The 18,554-nt window shown below is 63.3% G+C and carries 18 protein-coding genes; 6 read left to right on the top strand and 12 right to left on the bottom strand.

The genetic code is table 11. The annotated features are described in order from the left end of the window. Positions 1–112: 112 nt before the first annotated feature. Positions 113–1,144, bottom strand: a complete 1,032-nt coding sequence (sohB, locus tag PBDP_RS10645) for a protease SohB (RefSeq protein ID WP_163854463.1) — start codon at positions 1,142–1,144, stop codon at positions 113–115. 226 nt (positions 1,145–1,370) lie between these two features. On the opposite strand from sohB, the gene PBDP_RS10640 reads away from it, so the two are divergent. The 4 genes from PBDP_RS10640 to PBDP_RS10625 all read left to right on the top strand — a co-directional run bounded on the left by PBDP_RS10640 (position 1,371) and on the right by PBDP_RS10625 (position 5,311). After that, a complete protein-coding gene (locus PBDP_RS10640; RefSeq protein WP_109751787.1) occupies positions 1,371–2,081 on the top strand; it encodes a histidine phosphatase family protein in 711 nt (236 codons plus the stop codon). 51 nt (positions 2,082–2,132) lie between these two features. Further along, complete coding sequence (locus tag PBDP_RS10635; RefSeq protein WP_003182883.1) at positions 2,133–2,447, top strand: SCP2 sterol-binding domain-containing protein; 315 nt, start codon at positions 2,133–2,135, stop codon at positions 2,445–2,447. Between the two features lie 218 nt (positions 2,448–2,665). Then, on the top strand, positions 2,666–4,384 hold the full coding sequence (locus PBDP_RS10630; protein ID WP_116831991.1) for a hydrogenase maturation protein: 1,719 nt from the start codon (positions 2,666–2,668) through the stop codon (positions 4,382–4,384). A 63-nt stretch (positions 4,385–4,447) separates the two neighbouring features. After that, positions 4,448–5,311 (top strand): LysR family transcriptional regulator, encoded by an 864-nt coding sequence (locus tag PBDP_RS10625; RefSeq protein WP_109751784.1) that lies wholly within the window; start codon positions 4,448–4,450, stop codon positions 5,309–5,311. A 122-nt stretch (positions 5,312–5,433) separates the two neighbouring features. On the opposite strand, the gene PBDP_RS10620 is transcribed toward PBDP_RS10625, so the two are convergent. After that, on the bottom strand, positions 5,434–5,667 hold the full coding sequence (locus PBDP_RS10620; protein WP_109751783.1) for an HP1242/YdcH family protein: 234 nt from the start codon (positions 5,665–5,667) through the stop codon (positions 5,434–5,436). A 217-nt stretch (positions 5,668–5,884) separates the two neighbouring features. Here PBDP_RS10620 and PBDP_RS10615 point away from each other — a divergent pair, with 217 nt between their 5' ends. Together PBDP_RS10615 and PBDP_RS29885 are read left to right on the top strand one after the other, a co-directional pair. After that, positions 5,885–6,406, top strand: coding sequence for a DUF4142 domain-containing protein (locus PBDP_RS10615; RefSeq protein ID WP_109751782.1), 522 nt, complete (start codon positions 5,885–5,887; stop codon positions 6,404–6,406). A gap of 83 nt (positions 6,407–6,489) precedes the next feature. Then, complete coding sequence (locus tag PBDP_RS29885) at positions 6,490–6,819, top strand: Pr6Pr family membrane protein (RefSeq protein WP_163854469.1); 330 nt, start codon at positions 6,490–6,492, stop codon at positions 6,817–6,819. 3 nt (positions 6,820–6,822) lie between these two features. On the opposite strand, the gene PBDP_RS10605 is transcribed toward PBDP_RS29885, so the two are convergent. The 10 genes from PBDP_RS10605 to PBDP_RS10560 all read right to left on the bottom strand — a co-directional run bounded on the left by PBDP_RS10605 (position 6,823) and on the right by PBDP_RS10560 (position 18,512). Further along, positions 6,823–7,104, bottom strand: coding sequence for a hypothetical protein (locus tag PBDP_RS10605; protein ID WP_109751780.1), 282 nt, complete (start codon positions 7,102–7,104; stop codon positions 6,823–6,825). A gap of 95 nt (positions 7,105–7,199) precedes the next feature. Further along, positions 7,200–9,311 carry a hybrid sensor histidine kinase/response regulator gene (locus tag PBDP_RS10600; protein WP_109751779.1) on the bottom strand — a complete coding sequence of 704 codons (2,112 nt, stop codon included), beginning with the start codon at positions 9,309–9,311 and terminating at the stop codon, positions 7,200–7,202. Positions 9,312–9,600: 289 nt separating this feature from the next. Further along, the gene (locus PBDP_RS10595; protein ID WP_212802208.1) at positions 9,601–12,699 is read right to left on the bottom strand and encodes an error-prone DNA polymerase; all 3,099 of its coding nucleotides are present in this window, start codon (positions 12,697–12,699) and stop codon (positions 9,601–9,603) included. Next, entirely contained in the window at positions 12,675–14,096 is a 1,422-nt protein-coding gene (locus PBDP_RS10590) for a Y-family DNA polymerase (RefSeq protein WP_163854475.1), read from the bottom strand. The genes PBDP_RS10595 and PBDP_RS10590 overlap by 25 nt, the downstream gene beginning before the upstream one ends. A 7-nt stretch (positions 14,097–14,103) precedes the next feature. Further along, on the bottom strand, positions 14,104–14,727 hold the full coding sequence (gene imuA / locus PBDP_RS10585; RefSeq protein WP_109751776.1) for a translesion DNA synthesis-associated protein ImuA: 624 nt from the start codon (positions 14,725–14,727) through the stop codon (positions 14,104–14,106). Further along, complete coding sequence (lexA, locus tag PBDP_RS10580; protein ID WP_018606049.1) at positions 14,727–15,344, bottom strand: transcriptional repressor LexA; 618 nt, start codon at positions 15,342–15,344, stop codon at positions 14,727–14,729. The genes imuA and lexA overlap by 1 nt, the downstream gene beginning before the upstream one ends. Before the next feature lie 309 nt (positions 15,345–15,653). Then, entirely contained in the window at positions 15,654–15,926 is a 273-nt protein-coding gene (locus PBDP_RS10575) for a DUF971 domain-containing protein (RefSeq protein WP_163854477.1), read from the bottom strand. After that, positions 15,923–16,885, bottom strand: a complete 963-nt coding sequence (locus tag PBDP_RS10570; RefSeq protein ID WP_212802207.1) for a HEAT repeat domain-containing protein — start codon at positions 16,883–16,885, stop codon at positions 15,923–15,925. Before PBDP_RS10570 ends, PBDP_RS10575 begins: the two co-directional genes overlap by 4 nt. Further along, complete coding sequence (locus PBDP_RS10565; protein ID WP_109751772.1) at positions 16,882–17,730, bottom strand: ABC transporter ATP-binding protein; 849 nt, start codon at positions 17,728–17,730, stop codon at positions 16,882–16,884. The genes PBDP_RS10570 and PBDP_RS10565 overlap by 4 nt, the downstream gene beginning before the upstream one ends. Next, positions 17,730–18,512 carry an ABC transporter permease gene (locus PBDP_RS10560; RefSeq protein WP_109751771.1) on the bottom strand — a complete coding sequence of 261 codons (783 nt, stop codon included), beginning with the start codon at positions 18,510–18,512 and terminating at the stop codon, positions 17,730–17,732. Before PBDP_RS10560 ends, PBDP_RS10565 begins: the two co-directional genes overlap by 1 nt. Between the last annotated feature and the right edge of the window lie 42 nt (positions 18,513–18,554).

Genomic DNA, 18,554 nt, shown 5'->3' with positions numbered 1-18,554 from the left:
GAGCGAGCCTGCTCGCGATAGCGGTGGGCCAGCTTGCATCTATGTTGAATGTGTCGCCGCTATCGCGAGCAGGCTCGCTCCCACAGGGGTTAGCGGTGAACCCGCTCCCGAATTACCAGAAACGCTGCTGGGTAAGGCGGCTCCACCAACTCAGCAGCACCCGATCAACAGATCCGCTGGCCGCCATACCGATGCGTTCCTGCAGGCTTTTGCGTTCGGCGTAGTGCAGGTGGTACAGCTCGGCACTCTTGGCCCGCTCGGCCAGGTATTCATCGCTGGTTTTCAGCTCGTCCACCAAGCCCTTGCCCTGAGCCGCGACACCCAGCCAGACTTCACCGGTCGCCACTTCATCGATGGCCAGTTGCGGGCGGTAGCTGGACACGAAGTTCTTGAACAGTTCATGGGTGATGTCCAGGTCTTCCTGGAATTTCTCCCGGCCCTTCTCGGTATTTTCGCCGAACACCGTCAACGTGCGTTTGTATTCGCCAGCGGTCAACACTTCGAAATCGATGTCGTGTTTCTTCAACAGGCGGTTGACGTTGGGCAATTGCGCGACGACGCCGATGGAGCCCAGGACCGCGAAGGGAGCGCTGATGATCTTCTCGCCAATGCACGCCATCATGTAGCCGCCGCTGGCCGCCACCTTGTCGATGCACACGGTCAGCGGCACGCCGGCCTGGCGGATCCGCGCCAGTTGCGAAGAAGCCAGGCCGTAGCTGTGGACCATGCCGCCGCCACTTTCCAGGCGCAGCACCACTTCATCCTTCGGCGTCGCCAGGGTCAGCAGCGCGGTGATTTCATGACGCAGGCTCTCGGTGGCCGAAGCCTTGATGTCACCGTCGAAATCCAACACGAACACCCGGGACTTGGTCGCCGACTTGTCCTTGTGCTTCTTCCCGGCCTTTTCAGCCTTGCCTTCGGCCTTGCGCAAGGCCTTGAGCTGATCCTTGTCGAGCAACGTCTGTTCCAGGCGCTCGCGCAGCCCCTTGTAGAAATCGTTGAGCTTGCTCACCTGCAACTGGCCGGCCGACTTGCGCCGGCCCTTGCTGCGCAACGCAGCAAAACTGGCCAGCACCACCAGGATGGCGATCACCAACGTCACGGTCTTGGCCAGGAAACCGGCGTATTCGATGAAAAACTCCACAGCAACTCCTTAAATGCAATGCGCCACTGAACGCAGGCGCGTAACGGCCCCAGCATACCCATGCGTCTGCGCCGCGACCAGCCAAGAAACCTGTGGTTACCTTGATGCGAGCGAGACGGGGCAAGGCTGCAACGGGCATTTCAAACAAGCGTATGTTTTTTCATTGACAGCTCACCGCCATCCCCATAACCTCGCCAAACCTTCAACGTACCGGGATGACGCGGACGTGGGCAGTATCTATCTGATTCGACATGGCCAGGCCTCCTTTGGTGCGGACGACTACGATGTCCTTTCGCCCAATGGCGTACGCCAGGCGCAAGTGCTTGGCGGCCACCTCGCAGAACTCGGTGTCGTATTCGATCGCTGCCTCTCGGGTGACCTGCGTCGTCAACAGGATACCGCCATCGGTGCGCTGGGCCAGATGTCCGCCGCCGGATTGCCGGTTCCCGGGCTGGAAATAGACGCCGCGTTCAATGAGTTCGACGCTGACGCGGTCATTCGGGCCCTGCTGCCGGACATGCTCCCCCAGGAGCCCGAGGCGCTGAATATCCTGCGCAACGCCGCGCAGAATCGCGCCGAATTCCAGCGCATCTTCGCATTGATCGTCGAGCGCTGGCTCAGCGGTCGATATGACCCGCCAGGGCTCGAAAGCTGGCTGGGTTTCGTCGAGCGGGTCCAGGCGGGCCTGCAGCGCATCCTGGAGCAAGCCGACAACAGCCATAAGATCGCCGTGTTCACCTCCGGCGGCACCATCACTGCCCTGCTCCACCTGATCACCCAGATACCGGCCCGACAGGCCTTCGAACTGAACTGGCAAATCGTCAACACCTCGCTCAACCACCTGAAATTCAGGGGCCGCGAGGTGGCCCTGGCTTCCTTCAACAGCCATGCCCACCTGCAACTGCTGAAGGCCCCGGACCTCATCACCTTTCGCTGAGTCCGGATTACTGTAGACCCTTGCTGTACCACCCAAATAAGGATCGAAACCATGACCTCCGTAGCCGACGCCGTACAAGCCATGAAAGCCAAGTTCAACCCAGCCGCCGCTGCCGGCCTGGACCTGGTATTCGGTTTCCGCATCGACGATACCAAGAATTTCTCGCTGATCGTCAAGGACAGCACCTGCGAACTGCAGGAAGGGGAAAACCCGGATGCCCAGGTGACCCTGGTGATGGACGGCGAAACCCTTGAGGGCATCGTCAGCGGTGAAACCGACGGCATGCAAGCGTTCATGGGCGGCAAGCTGCGCGCCGAAGGCGACATGATGCTGGCCATGAAACTGTCCGAGCTGTTCCCAAGCTGAGACTGCGCTCGCGTTCTTCGCGGGCCTTTTTGGCTGCAAACGAATCCCGCCCCGTGGCGGGATTCGTGTTTTTACCCTCCGATGATTCCGCGCAACACACGCAACCTTGACCCTCGTCAGTAGCCACTCGCCCCACAACCGCTAATTTAGCGCTTCCATCAAAGCCAGGGACGGCTCATCGGGAGCCTGCGTCCGTTCATCTCAAGGAAGAGAATTTCATGCCCGCACTGAAGATCATTCTGCTATCGACCGCGTTCAATGGTCTGACCCAACGCGCCTGGCTGGACCTGCGCGAGGCCGGCTATCTCCCCAGCGTGGTGCTGTTCACCGACCCTGCCTCGGTCTGCCGACAAATCGAAGAAAGCCGCGCCGACCTGGTGATCTGCCCGTTCCTCAAGGACCGCGTACCCGAGCAGTTGTGGCGCAATCCACGGCGCCCGGTGGTGATCATTCATCCCGGAATTGTCGGCGATCGCGGCGCCAGCGCCCTGGACTGGGCCATCACCCGACAACCCGAGCGCTGGGGCGTCACGGCATTGCAGGCGGTGGAGGAAATGGACGCCGGGCCCGTGTGGGCCACCTGCGAGTTCAACCTGCCCGAAGGCCTGCGCAAATCGGAGCTGTATAACGGCCCGGTCAGTGACGCGGCCATTCGTTGCATTCGCGAAGTGGTGGACAAATTCCGTGCCGGCTTCGTCCCGGTGCCGCTGGATTACAGCCGTCACGAGGTGATCGGGCGCCTGCAGCCGAACATGACCCAGGACGACCGCACCTTCAGCTGGCACGACAGCACCGGGTTCATCAAGCGCCGCATCGACGCCGCCGACGGTCAACCTGGTGTGCTCGCGAGCCTGGCCGGTGAACAGTTTTACCTGTACGACGCCCATCCAGACGTTCGCCGCGGCCTGCCCGGCGAACTGCTGGCCGTACGCGACGATGCGGTGCTGGTGGCGACAGGGGATGCAAGCCTGTGGATCGGCGCCCTGCGCCGCAAGCCGCAGCCCGGCGAACAGACCTTCAAGCGACCGGCACGCCATGTGCTCTCGCAGCGCCTTGACGGAATCCCGGTGCTCGACAGCTCCCTGGCCCGCCAACCGTTCAGCGATGAGGCCTATCAGCCCATTCGCTATCGGGAATGCGGCCATGTGGGGGAACTGACGTTCGAGTTCTATAACGGCGCGATGAGCACCGAACAGTGCCAGCGCCTGGTACAGGCGCTGCGCTGGGCCAAGTCCCGGGACACCCAGGTGCTGTTGATTCGCGGTGGACGCGGCAGCTTTTCCAACGGCGTACACCTGAACGTGATCCAGGCCGCCACCGATCCCGGCCTGGAAGCCTGGGCCAACATCCAGGCCATCGATGACGTCTGTCTGGAGTTGTTCCGCGCCCGGCAACTGGTGGTCAGTGGCCTGACGGGCAACGCCGGGGCTGGCGGTGTCATGCTGGCCCTGGCAGCCGATATCGTGCTGGCACGCAGTGACATCGTGCTCAACCCCCATTACGCAACCATGGGCCTGTATGGCTCCGAGTACTGGACCTACAGCCTGCCCCGGGCGGTCGGCCCGGACCAGGCCTGGAAACTCACCCAAGACTGCCTGCCCATCAGCGCCCTGCAAGCGTTGCGCTACGGCATGGTCCAGGAAATCGGACCACGGTGCCCCGACGAGTTCAGCCTATGGCTGTTGCAACGGGCCAACAGTGCGCTGCTCGATCCAGCCTATGAAACCCTGCGAGTTCGCAAGGCCGAACGCAGCCTGCCGGCGATCCAGGCGTGTCGCGACGGCGAACTCGCGCAGATGCGCCGCGACATGGTGGACAATCGCCATGGCTTCGCCGAGAAGTGCCGCAGCTTCGTGCTCAAGCACAAGGCCTGCCGCACACCCGAACGCCTGATCGCCCCTTGGGCGCGAATGGCGGAGGCGCAAGCCATTCCATGATTCCCGGTATCGGGGAGGTGTGGCAGCTCTTACAATGCCCGCTTCCCCCGCATCGGCCTGACCATGGACATCGACCTCGCCCGCACCTTCCTGGAAATCGTCCGCCACGGCAGCCTAGCCGCCGCGGCCGACAAGCTGCACGTCACCCAGACAGCGATTACCGCGCGGGTGCAGAAGCTTGAGAGCCAGCTCGGCTGCGCGCTGTTCGTGCGTAACCGTGCCGGTGCGCGGTTGACCGCAGATGGCGAGGCCTTTGTGATCTACGCCAATCAACTCGTGCAAACCTGGGAAGCGGCCCGCCGGGACCTGCCATTGCCTGAGGGCTATCGCAACGTCCTGCATCTGGGTGGCGAGGTCAGCCTGTGCAACCCCTTGATGCTCGCCTGGGCCGGGGAACTGCGGCAGAAGATCCCCGGCCATGCCCTGCGCATGGACATCCGCGACGGTGAAAAGCTGCTGCAACAGCTGGAACTGGGCTTGCTGGATGCGGCGGTGGTGTACCAGCCCGAATATTGGCCGCGCCTGCAAGTAGAACAACTGTTGGAAGAAAAACTCATCCTGGTACGCCTGGCCACCTGTCCCGAGCCCTACGTGTACATCGACTGGAGCGCCGACTTCCGTCGCCAGCACGACACCGCCCTACCGGACAAGGCCAAGGCTGCCGTGACGTTCAACCTCGGTCCCCTGGCCTTGCAGTACATCCTGGAGAACGGCGGCAGCGGCTACTTTCGCACTCGGGTGGTGCAGAGCTACCTGGACAGCGGCATCCTGGAACGGGTGCCCAAGGCACCGGAGTTCAACTACCCGACCTACCTGGTCTATTCCCGGGACCGGGATTCGGCGGCGTTGCAGCAGGCGTTCGAAGTGCTGCGCGAAATCGTCAAGGCTGGCAGCGACTGGTCCCAGCGCTGGGATCCGCTGACCTGATGGATTTTCGAATGGTGTTGTAAAACCCATTGTGGCGAGGGCGTTTGCTCCCTCGCCACAGGCTCATCGACATAGTTCAGGGCCCTTCATAAAGGCCCCTCACAAGCAGGCCAGCCTGACGGCTACCTCAATTTCTCCGCGATCTTATCTTTGACCAACAAGCGTTTCTTCTTGAGTGTCTCCAGGGCATCGTCGGACAGTGCCGCCGATGATGGCTTCTCGGCGTCGACCACCTCGGCATCAAGTTGGGAATATTTTTGAAGTAACGAGTCGAGCCTTGGATCCTCGCTGCGTTTTTGCTGGATGTGGTCTTTTGTGCAGTTGAGATCCTGGCACAAATCGTGGGACACCGGCATGGAACACCTCCTTCAGTGGGTCGGTGGCAGACGCCTTTACGGCGCTCGTCGATGATCAGGATGGCCTCGTCGACGGGGTTCTGTCGACCGCAAATCCGACCAGCGGTGACCGTTCGTCGTAACGGGATATCTTCCAATCAAACCTTTGTTGGCGCGCCGCTCTCCATTGAACAGAGACGAAACGAATCGCTCTTTCAACCTGTGTGGAGACTTATCAATGGACGGATTTACCTGGCGTCAACTCGGCCTGGCAGTTGCCCTGAGCACCAGCATGGGCTCGGCCTGGGCCGCGACTTCCAACGACTTCGTCGACAACGCGGCAGCCGGTGGCATCGCGGAAATCGAAACCAGCAAACTGGCCCTGGAAAAAAGCGCCTCGGCGGACGTCAAGACCTTCGCCGAGAAGATGATTAGCGATCACACCAAGGCCAATGAAGAGTTGAAAGCACTGGCGAAAAAACACGACATCGAAGTGCCAGACGACACTACGCTGGTGAAGAAGGCCAAGGAAAAGATCCTCGACCTGCGGGACGAGTCCTTTGATGCAGCCTATGCCAACAATCAGGTGAAGGCTCACGAAGAAACCATCGCCCTGTTCAAGAAAGAAGCCGAGACCGTCACCGACGATAAAAAGGCTGGCAATACCGAACTGAAGGCGTTTGCCCAGAAGATGCTGCCAGACCTGGAGCATCACCTGGAAGGGGCCAAGAAACTTCAGGCGGCTCACCCAAGCAAGTAATCCTGAAGCATCGAATAAGGCCGTCTCCATGAAGATGGCCTTGTTCAAGGCCTAAGAACACCTCCAGTCACCCGCATCCGCCGATGCGCCAGCACTCTCGAGTCGCCTGTTTTCGGGTTGAATGGCGGGATGTCTGGCCATGGCTGATCTATCCACTGGTCTATTTCATCTATGCCCTGGTGCGGGGGCACTTTATCGGTTCCTACCCCTACCCTTTCATCGAAGTGGACACACTGGGTTATCCACGGGTGTTCATCAACGCGGTGATGGTGCTGCTGGGATTCATGGGGGTGTCACTGGTGCTGGTTGCGCTGGATCGCTGGAAAGGCAAGCGCTGGGGCGCCACAGCCGCCGTCCGCCCAGTCACTCATCGATCTGGGCGGGTCACACTCGATGTTCCACGAATCGGGTAACGGCTAGCCACCGTCGGTGTCGATATCAGCATCAGTGCTGTCATCGGACTTTGGCCGGTCCGGGTCAGGCTTGAAGCCGGGGCTGAAGGTATTGTCATTGTCTTGATGATGTTGCTTCTGATCGACCTCGCTGTCGGCGCTCTGGGCCTGGTCCGTCCCGGCGGGGCTGACTGGCTGGGCGCCGGTCGAGGTGGTCGGCACCTGGGGATCGATGGCCGGGTCGTTACGTGGGGTCGGGTTTTGTGTCTGGCCTTGTTGCTGGGTGGTGGCAGGATCGTCGTTCATAGGCACCTCGTTCTTGGCAGGGCCGGATGGATGACCGGTCTTGTCATTCGAAAGTGACGCAACGGCTTCGGTTCCATTTGTTTACGCTGCCGCGCTCAGCGCCCCAGCACGGTTCTCACCATCCGGGTCAGCGCGTCCGGGCCGTAGGGTTTGCTCAGCAAATGAGTGTCGGGGCTCAACTGGTGGTCCCGGGAGATGATGTCCCGGGTGTGGCCCGAGGTGAACAGCACCGGTACCGGTGGTGATTGCACCTTGGCCCAAGCGGCGAGGTCGGAACTCTTGATCAGCCCGGGCATGACCACATCCGTGAAGATCAGGTCCACCGCGCGCCCCTCCAGCAGCAGTTTCATCGCCTCGTCACCATTGGCGGCGGTGAGGGTCCGGTAACCGGACTGCTCCAGCAACTCCACTGACGCACCGCGCACCTCTTCGTTGTCCTCCACCACCAGAATCATCTCTTGCCCACCCAACTGGAGCGGGTCGTGTTGCGCCTCTTCACCGGCTTCCGGCTGGAGACTGCGGGGGAAATACATCTGCGCCCGCGTGCCCTCTCCCAGGCTGCTGGAAATCTCGATATGGCCGCCGCTCTGCTTGACGAACCCGAACACCATGCTCAGCCCCAGCCCAGTGCCCTGGCCATCAGTCTTGGTGGTGAAAAACGGCTCGAATACCTGATTCAAGACATCGGGCGGCATGCCTACGCCGCGATCGATCACCGACAATCGCACATAGTCGCCCGCCGGAATGCCCTTGCCGACACAGGACGACTCATCGAGCACAATGTTCTCGCCGATCAGGCGAATGGTGCCCTCGCCGTGCATGGCATCGCGCGCATTGATCGCCAGGTTCAACAGGGCATTTTCCAGTTGATTGCGATCGACGTGGATGCACCAGGGCTCATCGGGCAAAGACACTTCGATCTGGATGGTTTCGCCCAGGGCCCGTTGTAGCAGTTCACCCATGCCATCGTAGATGCGCCGCGGGTTGTAGACCGCCGGTGACAATGGCTGGCGTCGAGCAAAGGCCAGCAGTTGCGATGACAACTTCGCACCACGCTCCACGGCTTCAAGGGAGGCACTGACCCGCCGTTGCACGTTGGCATTGTCCCGCTCGTGCCGGGCCAGCAAGTGCAGATTGCCGGCAATCACTTGCAGCAGGTTGTTGAAGTCATGAGCCACGCCGCCGGTGAGGCCGCCAATGGCCTCGAGCTTCTGCGACTGACGCAACTGCTCCTCTGCCGTCAGCCGCGCCTGCACCTCGTTGGCGACGCGCTGTTCCAGGTCGCGGGTGAATTTGAGCAGCGAAGCTTCGGCTGTCTTGCGTTCGTTGATGTCAATCAGTACCCCCGGGAAACGCAGGGGTTTGCCCGACGCATCGAACTCACACCGTCCGCTGGCCTGTACCCACAGGTAATCACCGCCCAGGCGACGCACCCGATATTCAGCGCTGTAGGGCGTGCCCGTACGCAAGGTCAATTCGACCCGCTGGTTCACTTCTTCCAGGTCATCCGGATGGATGCTCTGGCGGGCGATCTCGATCGGCAGTGCGTCCAGTGGAGTGTCTGGCGGGTAATTGAAGGTACGGGCGAAACGCTCATCGCCGGACAGTGTGTCAGTCCGGATATCCCAGACAAACGATCCCAGCAAGGGCCCGGCCGAAAGGGCCAGCTGGATACGCTCATTGACGGCGCGGTAACTGCGTTCAGCTGTTTGCCGGGCCCGCTCGGTCAGCACATGTTCGGTGGTCTCCACCACCACCGCCAACACACCCGCCGGGGCCTGGTCATCACCGGGCACCGGGCTGTAATAGAGGTCCATCCAGACATCTTCGGGCTTGCCATTGCGTAGCAGCACCAGCTCCTTGCTGCGGTAGGACAAGGTGCCACCGGCCAGGCAGACGTCCAGGACATGGCGATTGAACTCGGCCACTTCCGGCCAGCCCAGCTCCACGGCGCACCCCAGCAGGTACGGATGACGACCGCCAGCGAACTCGGCATAAGCATCGTTATAGATCATGAAGCCCTGGCGCCCCCACAACATGACCATCGGCAAGGGCGAAGCCAGCAGCACCTGGACAGCGTTGTGCAAACTGGCGGACCACTGCTCGATAGCGCCCAGTTCGGTCTGGCTCCAATCGAACGCCCGGATACGTCCGGCCATCTCACCGCCCCAACCGGGACAGCCGTGATTCTGGGATAAGAACTGCATGGGTCGACTCTGAACCTCAAGAATGCTTGCAGGGAACTGGTATACCACGAGTGCCTTGCGCTCAGAGCTTCGAGCGTTGGGTTGGCGTTTGGTTTCATGGGGAGATGATGACGACGACCTGTCTGGATCGGGACTGCTTCCCGTGGCGAGGGGATTTATCCCCGCTGGGTTGCGCAGCAACCCCTCTGTCCTGTCTGACACACCACGGTGGCCGATGAATCATGGGCTGCTTCGCAACCCAGCGGGGATAAATCCCCTCGCCACAGGGGTTGCGGTATGGCTGCCGGCGTTAGTGGAAATCGCGACTGCGAACATTGATGCCCGCCAGCAACTCGGTCAGGTCGCTCAAGCGCCCGGCGATCAAGTGGCGGACCTCGCCGACGCTTTCCCAGCGCCCGTCGACCCTGAGCAATTGCGCGCCCACCAGGGTCTTGCGCTGGCGCTCGGCCAGGTCGCGCCAGACCACCACGTTGAGGTTGCCGAACTCATCTTCCAGGGTGACGAAGGTCACGCCGCTGGCTGTGCCCGGGCGTTGGCGGCCGGTGACCAGCCCGGCGACGCTGACGTTGCGGCCATGCTCCACCGCCTGCAATTCCCGTGAGCTACGGCAGCGCCGGGCGCGCAGTTCGGGACGCAGCAAGGCCAGCGGATGGGGCCCCAGTGTCGTGCCCAGCATGGTGTAATCGGCAAACAGGTTTTCTCCCACCGTGGGTGTTGGCAGGGCTACGGGCGGTTCCTCCTGGCTGGGCAGGCCGGCGAACAAACCCAGTTGTTTCTGCACCCCGGCCACTTCCCAGCGGGCCCGATGACGATCGCCAGCCAAGCCCTGCAAGGCGCCGGCGTCGGCCAGTTGCGCCAGGGCCCGGGCATCGAGTTGCGCGCGCTCGCCCAGGTCGGCCACGTCGCTGAACACTCGCTGCCGGCGGGCCGTTTCGATACGTCGGGCATCCTCTTCGCGAAAACCCTTGACCAGTCGCAGGCCCATACGGATCGCCGGTTGCCGGCCTTCCAGGGGTTCGAGGCTGCAATCCCAGTCGCTGGCGCGCACGTCCACCGGACAGATCTGCAATTGATGTCGGCGAGCGTCCTGGAGGATCTGGTCCGGGCTGTAGAAACCCATGGGCCAGCTGTTGATCAGGGCACAGGCGAACGCCGCCGGCTCGTGGCACTTGAGCCAACTGCTGGCGTAAGTCAGCAAGGCAAAACTGGCGGCGTGGGATTCGGGGAAACCGTAATTGCCGAAGCCCTTGATCTGTTCGAAGATCTGCGCGGCAAATTCGGCGGTGTAGCCGTTTTTCTTCATCCCCTGGGCCAGGCGTTCCCGATGCGGCTCCAACCCACCGTGACGTTTCCAGGCAGCCATGGAGCGCCGCAACTGGTCGGCTTCGCCGGGGGTGTAATCGGCCGCGACGATAGCGATCTGCATGACCTGTTCCTGGAACAGCGGCACGCCCAAGGTGCGCTCGAGCACTTTTTCCAGCGCTTCAGAGGGATAAGTCACCGCCTCTTCTTTGTTTCTGCGCCGCAGGTACGGATGCACCATCCCCCCCTGGATTGGCCCGGGCCGCACGATCGCCACTTCGATGACCAAATCGTAGAACCTCTTGGGTCTGAGCCGAGGCAACATCGACATCTGCGCCCGGGATTCGATCTGGAATACACCGATGGTGTCGGCGCGACTGATCATTTCGTAGGTCGCCCGATCGTCCTTGGGCAACGACGCCAGGGCATAGCGCTCGCCCCGGTAGCGCTCGATCAAATCGAAACAGCGGCGAATCGCACTGAGCATGCCCAGGGCCAGGATGTCCACCTTGAGCAGCCCGACCGCGTCCAGGTCGTCCTTGTCCCACTGGATGATGGTGCGCTCGGCCATGGCGGCGTTTTCCACCGGCACCAGGGTGTCCAGGGGTTGTTCGGAAATCACGAAACCGCCAGGGTGCTGGGACAGATGCCGGGGAAAACCGATCAATTGCTGGGTCAGGCTCAGCACTCGGCGCAACACCGGGCTGTCCGGGTCGAAACCGCCTTCACGCAAGCGCTCCACCGGCGGCGCCTCGTCACTCCAGCGGCCACAGCAATCGGCCAATGCGTTGACCTGGTCCGGCGGCAGGCCCAGGGCCTTGGCGACATCGCGCACCGCCCCGGCGCCGTGGTAGCTGCTGACCACCGCCGTCAATGCCGCACGATGGCGACCATAGCGCTGGAACACGTACTGCAGCACTTCCTCACGACGCTCATGTTCGAAATCGACATCAATGTCCGGCGGCTCGTTGCGCTCCCGGGACAGGAATCGCTCGAACAGCAGGTTGGTCTGACTCGGGTCGATTTCGGTGATGCCCAAGGCGTAGCAAACCGCCGAGTTGGCCGCCGAACCGCGTCCCTGACAAAGGATGTTTCGGCCGCGGGCGAAGTTGACGACGTCCTGCACGGTGAGGAAATAACTGTCGTAGCCCAGTTCGGCGATCAGCTCCAATTCATCGTTGATTTGCCGCCGGACCTTCTCTTCCACGCCGTCCTCCCAGCGCTCACGCATGCCGCGCTCGGTCAGTTCCCGCAGCCAGGACGCCGGATCATGGCCGTCAGGCACCAGTTCCCGTGGGTATTGATAACGCAGTTGGCTGAGGTCGAAGGTACAGCGCCGGGCGATGAGCAGCGTCTCGTCGAGCAAGGCGCGAGGATAGAGATCGGCCAGATCCTTGCGGCTGCGCAGGTGGCGCTCGCCGTTGGGGTGCAGGCGCTGACCGGCCTCGGCCACTGTGACATGGTGGCGGATGGCAGTCATGGTGTCCTGCAAGGCACGACGGCCACGCACGTGCATGTGCACATCGCCACTGGCCACGGTCGGAAGATCCAGGCGCTCGGCCAGCACCAATGAGTCGGCCAACCGGCGGCGGTCGTCCTGCCCGCAGTGCAACTGGACCGTCAGCCACAGGCGCCCGGCAAAGATCGGCTGGAGCCAACGCCCGTGTTCCTCGGCGTCTTTGCCCTCGGCTACCCACAACGCCAATAGCCCTGGCAAAGGCTGGTCGAAGTCTTCGCGCACGATGCGGTAGTGGCCCTTCTCGCTGCGACGCCGGGCGCGGGTGATCAGCCGGCACAAGGCTTGGTAACCCTCCAGATCTTGCACCAGCAACACCAGTTTCGGACCGTCCTCGACCTGGATTTCGCTGCCGACGATCAGTTGCAGCTCCAGCTCCCTGGCCGCCTGCCAGGCCCGAACGATCCCGGCCAGGGTGCATTCGTCGGTGATCGCCAGGGCCTGATAGCCCTGTTGTTTGGCGCGACGGCACAACTCCAGGGCACTGGAGGCGCCGCGCTGGAAGCTGAAGTTCGACAGGCAATGCAGCTCGGCATACTCAACGCTCATGCGAACCAGCCCTGCAGCCACAGCAGCCCGCCCTCGCCCGCCGGTCGATAGGCCCAGCCTCGTTGTCCACTGCGGGTTTCGATCAGGTAGTAGTCGCGACGCACATCCGCACCGTCCCACCAACCGGACTCGATGCGCTCGGGGCCCATGAGGATTCGAGCCTGGCTTTCCTGCAATACCTGGGCCTCATTCAGCAGCCAGCCGGGACGCTGCACGCCATCGCGCACCGGGCAGGCCTGGGGCCGGGGCTGGGCTGTCATTTGCCAGGCGCATTCAGGCCGATGGTCATCGCGAAATCCCAGGCCCTGCACCGCGTCATCCCCCAGCCGGGCCCGCAGGCGTTCACGCAGTTGCTCCCAGGGCAATGACTGCTGCGGGCGTTCATCGAACAATTCCAGGCGCTGGGGCACGAAGCTCGGCAGGTCTTCGGCACACAAGCGAAAGCCGCGCACCGGGGCCTCGACCTGCACCTGCTCCAAGCGGCCACGGGCCAGTTCGAAGAGCATCGCCGGATCCCGTTCGGCGCTGAGCAGGCCGACCTTGATCAGCGTGTCCGGCAACCCAGCGTGTTCCAGATGCAGGTCAAAACGCTGCACACCGCTGTCGCGACCGCAGAGGAAGGCCGACAAGTCACCGGTCAAGCGGCGCAACGGGAACAACAGCGCCTGATGGGATTGCACGTCATAGTTGAGTTCGATGCGCACATCGAAACGGTCTGGCGGCAGGTAGAACGACAGCGCCAGGGTGCGACTGCCGGTCAGCGCATCGAGGTGCTTGAGCACCTGGGCCTCGAAGCGCCGTGCCAGGGTCTGCCGAGGCAAGGCCTGGACCTGGCTCAGGCGGCGCAGGCCCATGCGCGACAACGCCGTGGCGACGTCGGGTTCCAGGCCGATCCGCTCCACGGGCATGTGCCCCAGGTACTGTTGCAAGGTCTCGGCGTCGGGCACCACCAAGGCGTCATAGGCATTGGCCAACACCCGCGCCGCCACCGGATTGGGCGCTGCGACGATGCGATGCCGAAACCCCAGCTCGGTCAGTTCGGCCCGCAAGCGCGCCTCGAATACCGGCCAGGGCCCGAACAGGCCCAGGCTCGACTCGATTTCGAACAGCAGCGTACGCGGGTAATGCACGCTGACCTGGGAGCTGAAACGGTAGGCCCAGGCTGCCAGGAACTGTTGCCAGTGTTCGATCTGCGCCGCATCGTATTCGGCGGTGGCAAAGCCTTTGCTCAAGGCCTGGGCGGCGGTCATGGTCTGACCGGGACGCAAGCCCAGGGCCCGTGCCGGCGCGTTCACCGCTTGCAGCACCCGGCGCTGGGCCGGACCGCTCAGCAGGGCCAGGGGCTCGTCAGGATCGGGGCGCTGACGCAGCGCGGCGTCCAGCGCCAATTGCGGAAAAAGAATACACACCCAGCGCATCGCAACCTCAATGCCCTGTCTGTGGGGAAAAAGCGATCGGTGCCGAACGGGCCAGCCCGCCCCGGCACTTGAGCACGCGCAATTGCGCTGGCCGGGTATCGATGGCGATGCGCAAGGCCGCCGGCGACGGGTTGATGGCTTCCTGGATCGAGCGCCAGGCAAACGCCAGGGTCTGACCGGTTTCCGCTGCCACTTGCAAGCGGCGCAAGGCCCGGTCGTCCGCCTGGCGAGGCCAGCACAGCACCGCGCCACAACTGCCCGAACGCAGGCATTGTTCGGTAGCCCACAGGGCCTCGCGTTCATCAGCCTGGATCACCGACATTTGGCGCAGGTCGATACCGGCGCTCTGCCAGGCCTGGGGATAGGGCACGAACGGTGGCGCCACCAGCACAATCCGCTCCCCCGCCACCGACAGCCGCGCCAGGGTCGGCCACACCAGTTGCAACTCGCCCACGCCTGGGGCGGCGATGAGCAGCTCCGTCAACGCCGCTTCCGGCCAGCCGCCACTGGGCAATGCCGCGTCCAGAGCAGCATGGCCAGTAGGTTGCGGGCTGGCGGCCGGCGGCGCAGGCCGGCCCTTCCAGACCTGGCCGCCGTTGAACAGCGTGTCCAGCGCAACGACCGCGCCCATCAACCTTGCCTCACCAAGCCGCAGAACACCCCCTCTATCGCCAGGTCCTGATCGGCCTCGACGATGATCGGCTGGTAGGCCGGGTTGCGCGGCAGCAAACGCACTCGCTCGCCGATGCGCTCGAACCGCTTGATAGTGACTTCACCGTCCAGGCGCGCCACGACGATCTGCCCGTTAGAGGCCTGGGGCGTGCGCTGCACGCCTACCAGGTCACCGTCAAGAATGCCGTCTTCGATCATCGAGTCGCCCTGGACCCGCAGCAGGTAATCCGGCGCCTTGGTGAAAATCGCCGGGTCCAGCATCAGGCGGCTGTGAACCTCGGCGTCGGCGCCGATCGGCAGCCCGGCAGCCACTCGCCCCAGCACCGGTACGTCGAGCAACTCGGGCCGTGGCGGCTGGTTCAGCAAGCGAATGCCTCGAGCCTGGTGCGGATTGACCTCGATGAAACCGGCCTCGGTCAACGCCAGCACATGCTTGCGCGCCACGCTACGGGAAGCAAAACCGAACGCCTCGCTGATTTCAGCGAGGCTGGGAGGCTGACCCTGATCGGCGATGCGCTCGCGGATGAAGGTCAGGATGGCGGTACGGCGGGGGGTGAGAGTCGTCATGGAGTACATTTGTACTCTTTAAGGATTTTTCTGACAAGCGCCGCCAGTCAGTTCACCGCTCGGGGCCGCTGCGCAGCCCAGCGGGAGCAATCTCTGGCCACAGGTATCAACACTTTTCCTCAAGTGAACGGCATGACCCTGTGGGAGCGAGCCTGCTCGCGAAAGCATCAGCCCATTCGACATCCATGCAAGCTGACCCACCGCCATCGCGAGCAGGCTCGCTCCCACAGTTGGATCGGGGTATGACCGGAGAGACAGGTCGGCTGTCAGGCCGCCTTCGCGAGCAAGCCCGCTCCCACAAGAGATCTGTGGAGAGGGCTACAACCCCGCCAGATAAGCCCAGGGAAAAATCCCCCGCTCATGCCCATCACTGAACACCAATTGCACCCCATACCCCTGGGCATTGACCTCAACCACCCGAACCCGCGTATCAACCTGAACCGTCAGCCCCTGCAAACGAAACGCCCGGCACTGAGAACAAGGACACTGCCGGCGTAACTGAGCATGATCCAGACGCTGTTCACGCCCATCGGGCCAGTCAAGCCTCAGTTGCCCTGTGCCCTGGGAATTACCAATCGCCAGCGGACTCATTGCAACTGCCCCAGGGCAATGCGCACAGCCTTGCGCACTTCCGGGTCGCCATCGTCCCGCGCTGCCTGCAACGCCGGGATGGCACCGTGATCGTTCAATTCGCCCAAGGCCAGGGCCGCCTCCTTGCGCAAATTGCTGATCCGATGGCCCAGGGTCTCGATCAAGGCCGCCAACGCCGGAACATAGCGCAAACGCCCCAGGCTGCGGGTCGCCCGCAAACGCACTTGCCAATAATCATCGGCCAGCGCCTCGACCAGGGCCGGGCCGGCATCGGCGTGACCGACCTTGCCCAGGGTGGTGGCGGCTTCTTCGCGCACCGCCCAGGCCGGATCCCGCAGCGCCTGGCGCAGCGCCGGCAAGACCTGTGCGTCCGAAGCCAGGCCAAGGGCGCCAGTGGCGGCGCGGCGCACCTCGGTGTCTGGATCATCACTGGCCAACCGGGCCAGGGCCGGCAAGGCGTCGAGGTGCTTGAGCCAACCCAGCACGCCGACCGCCTCGCGCCGCACGCTGGCATCGCCGTCAGCCAGGGCGATGATTGCAGCCGGTGCCGCGTCGAGCAGGCGTAACTCGCGCAAGGCCCGGAACGCCGCGACGCGCACACCGGCATCCGCATGGGCCGTCCAGGGCAGGATCACCCTTCCTGCCGCCTCACTCTTGAGCAGGCTCAGGCTCTGGGCGGCAGCGGCCTGCACGCTCAGCGACGGATCGGTCAGGGCCACGCACAAGGCCGCGACCACCGGTGCGTCTTCCCAGGCTTCGAGCAATCGTGCGGCCTCGGCGCGCACCTCGGCACTGGGGTCCTCGGCCAGGCGATCCACCAGCCACAGCAGGCCTTCAGGTTCCTCAAGGTCGGCCAGCTCGATCAGGGCGATGCGGCGCACGCCAGGGTCCTCGTCGGTCAGGCGCGGTTGCAGGGCGAGGATGTCGTCGTTATCAGTGTCTTCGAATAGAGAGGTCATAGGGCAAATCGCGGCAAGGAGGTTTCAGGGGGAAGCCCGAGTGGGTTGAGGCGCGGCAACTGCCGGCCGTCTTCATGGCGCAGCAGATCGAGGCAGTGGCGCTTCAAGCGGGAGAATTCAGGGCGGGTCACCAGTGCGGTCGTGCGTGGGCGTGGAAAGTCCAGGCGCAGATCCTCGATGATCCGACCGGGACGCGGGCTCATCACCAGCAAGCGGTCGGCCAGGAACAGCGCTTCGTCGATGTCATGGGTGACGAACACCACGGTGGTGCGGATGCGCGTCCAGATGTCCAGCAGCAGCTCCTGCATGTTCAACCGGGTCAAGGCATCCAGCGCGCCGAAGGGTTCGTCCATCAGCAGCAGCCGTGGACGATTGACCAGCACCCGGGCGATCTCCACTCGTTGCTGCATGCCCCCGGAGAGTTGGTCCGGCCAATGCCCGGCGAAACCTTCCAGGCCCACCAGGGCAAGGATTTCATCGGCGGCCCGGTGCCGTTCGGCCTTGCCCAGGCCGCGCATCTTCAGGCCGAAGGCGACGTTGTCACGCACGGTGCGCCAGGGAAACAGCGTGTGTTGCTGGAACACCATGCCGCGTTGGGGCGACGGGCCACAAACGCTCAAGCCGTCGACATTCAAGCTGCCGGTGCGCGGTTGCAGATGCCCGGCCAAGGCCCCAAGCAAGGTGGATTTGCCGCAACCGGACGGCCCGAGGACACAGACGAACTGGCCCGCCTCGATCTGGCAATCGAGCCCTTGGACCGCTTCGAAGGCCTGGGCGCCCTGGCCCAGGACAATGGACAACTGACGGATATCGATCCGTCCTTCTGGGGTTTGCATCACGCTCATCAGGCTTTTCCTCGTGGTCGGTGCCAAGGCGTGAACAGCCCGCCCAGGCGCTTGATCAACAAGCTGCTGCCCATGCCCAACACACCGATCAGCAACATGCCGACGACGATGTCGGCGTAGTTCTGCACGGTGTAGGAAGCCCAGGTGTAGTAGCCGATGCCGTACTGGCCGGCGATCATTTCCGCCGTCACCAGGCAGAACCAGGACGTGCCCATGCCGATGGCCAGGCCTGTGATGATGCTCGGCGCGGCGCCCGGCAGGATCACCTCCAACAGGATCGCCCGGCGCCCGGCTCCCAGGCTTTTCGCCGACGCGATCAGCCGCCGGTCCACTCCTTCGACGCCGTGCACGGTGTTGAGCAGGATCGGGAACAGCGCGCCGGTGAAGGTGATGAACACCATCGATAGCTCCGACGAAGGAAACATCAGGATCGCCAGGGGAATCCAGGCCACCGCCGGGATCGGCCGCAGCACTTCCAGCGGCGGCAGCAACAGGTCTTCGGCCCATTTCGAACGGCCGATGGCCAGGCCCAGGGCCACGCCGATCAACAACGCCGCGCCGTAACCGGCAAAGACCCGTCCCAGGCTACTGCCCAGGTGCCGGGGGAGATTGCCGGAGTCCCCCAGACCCAGCGCCGCCTGGACCACCGCCAATGGGGTCGGGACGTTGGCGAAGGTCACCAGGCCGAGGTCCCAGTGGCCGTTCGCGGCGAGTTGCCAGAACAGCAGGCAGAGCAACAGGGAAGCGGCTCGCGGGAGCCAGCGTTTGGGTGATGGATACACTGATATCTTCCTCAGTTATGGAGATCCCTTGTGGGAGCGAGC

This window comes from Pseudomonas sp. St290 (assembly GCF_018325805.1).
GTDB lineage: Bacteria > Pseudomonadota > Gammaproteobacteria > Pseudomonadales > Pseudomonadaceae > Aquipseudomonas > Aquipseudomonas bijieensis.
Note: the sequence above shows the minus strand (reverse complement) of the source record. Positions and strands in the feature narration are given on the sequence as shown.

What these genes read in the sequence shown, in the direction of transcription:
- PBDP_RS10635 (WP_003182883.1), top strand. Translation starts at nt 2,133, where the DNA reads ATGACCTCCGTAGCCGACGCCGTACAAGCCATGAAAGCCAAGTTCAAC.
- PBDP_RS10630 (WP_116831991.1), top strand. Translation starts at nt 2,666, where the DNA reads ATGCCCGCACTGAAGATCATTCTGCTATCGACCGCGTTCAATGGTCTG.
- PBDP_RS10625 (WP_109751784.1), top strand. Translation starts at nt 4,448, where the DNA reads ATGGACATCGACCTCGCCCGCACCTTCCTGGAAATCGTCCGCCACGGC.
- PBDP_RS10620 (WP_109751783.1), bottom strand. Translation starts at nt 5,667, where the DNA reads ATGCCGGTGTCCCACGATTTGTGCCAGGATCTCAACTGCACAAAAGAC.
- PBDP_RS10615 (WP_109751782.1), top strand. Translation starts at nt 5,885, where the DNA reads ATGGACGGATTTACCTGGCGTCAACTCGGCCTGGCAGTTGCCCTGAGC.
- PBDP_RS29885 (WP_163854469.1), top strand. Translation starts at nt 6,490, where the DNA reads ATGCGCCAGCACTCTCGAGTCGCCTGTTTTCGGGTTGAATGGCGGGAT.
- PBDP_RS10605 (WP_109751780.1), bottom strand. Translation starts at nt 7,104, where the DNA reads ATGAACGACGATCCTGCCACCACCCAGCAACAAGGCCAGACACAAAAC.
- PBDP_RS10600 (WP_109751779.1), bottom strand. Translation starts at nt 9,311, where the DNA reads ATGCAGTTCTTATCCCAGAATCACGGCTGTCCCGGTTGGGGCGGTGAG.
- PBDP_RS10590 (WP_163854475.1), bottom strand. Translation starts at nt 14,096, where the DNA reads ATGCGCTGGGTGTGTATTCTTTTTCCGCAATTGGCGCTGGACGCCGCG.
- imuA (WP_109751776.1), bottom strand. Translation starts at nt 14,727, where the DNA reads ATGGGCGCGGTCGTTGCGCTGGACACGCTGTTCAACGGCGGCCAGGTC.
- lexA (WP_018606049.1), bottom strand. Translation starts at nt 15,344, where the DNA reads ATGTACTCCATGACGACTCTCACCCCCCGCCGTACCGCCATCCTGACC.
- PBDP_RS10575 (WP_163854477.1), bottom strand. Translation starts at nt 15,926, where the DNA reads ATGAGTCCGCTGGCGATTGGTAATTCCCAGGGCACAGGGCAACTGAGG.
- PBDP_RS10570 (WP_212802207.1), bottom strand. Translation starts at nt 16,885, where the DNA reads ATGACCTCTCTATTCGAAGACACTGATAACGACGACATCCTCGCCCTG.
- PBDP_RS10565 (WP_109751772.1), bottom strand. Translation starts at nt 17,730, where the DNA reads ATGAGCGTGATGCAAACCCCAGAAGGACGGATCGATATCCGTCAGTTG.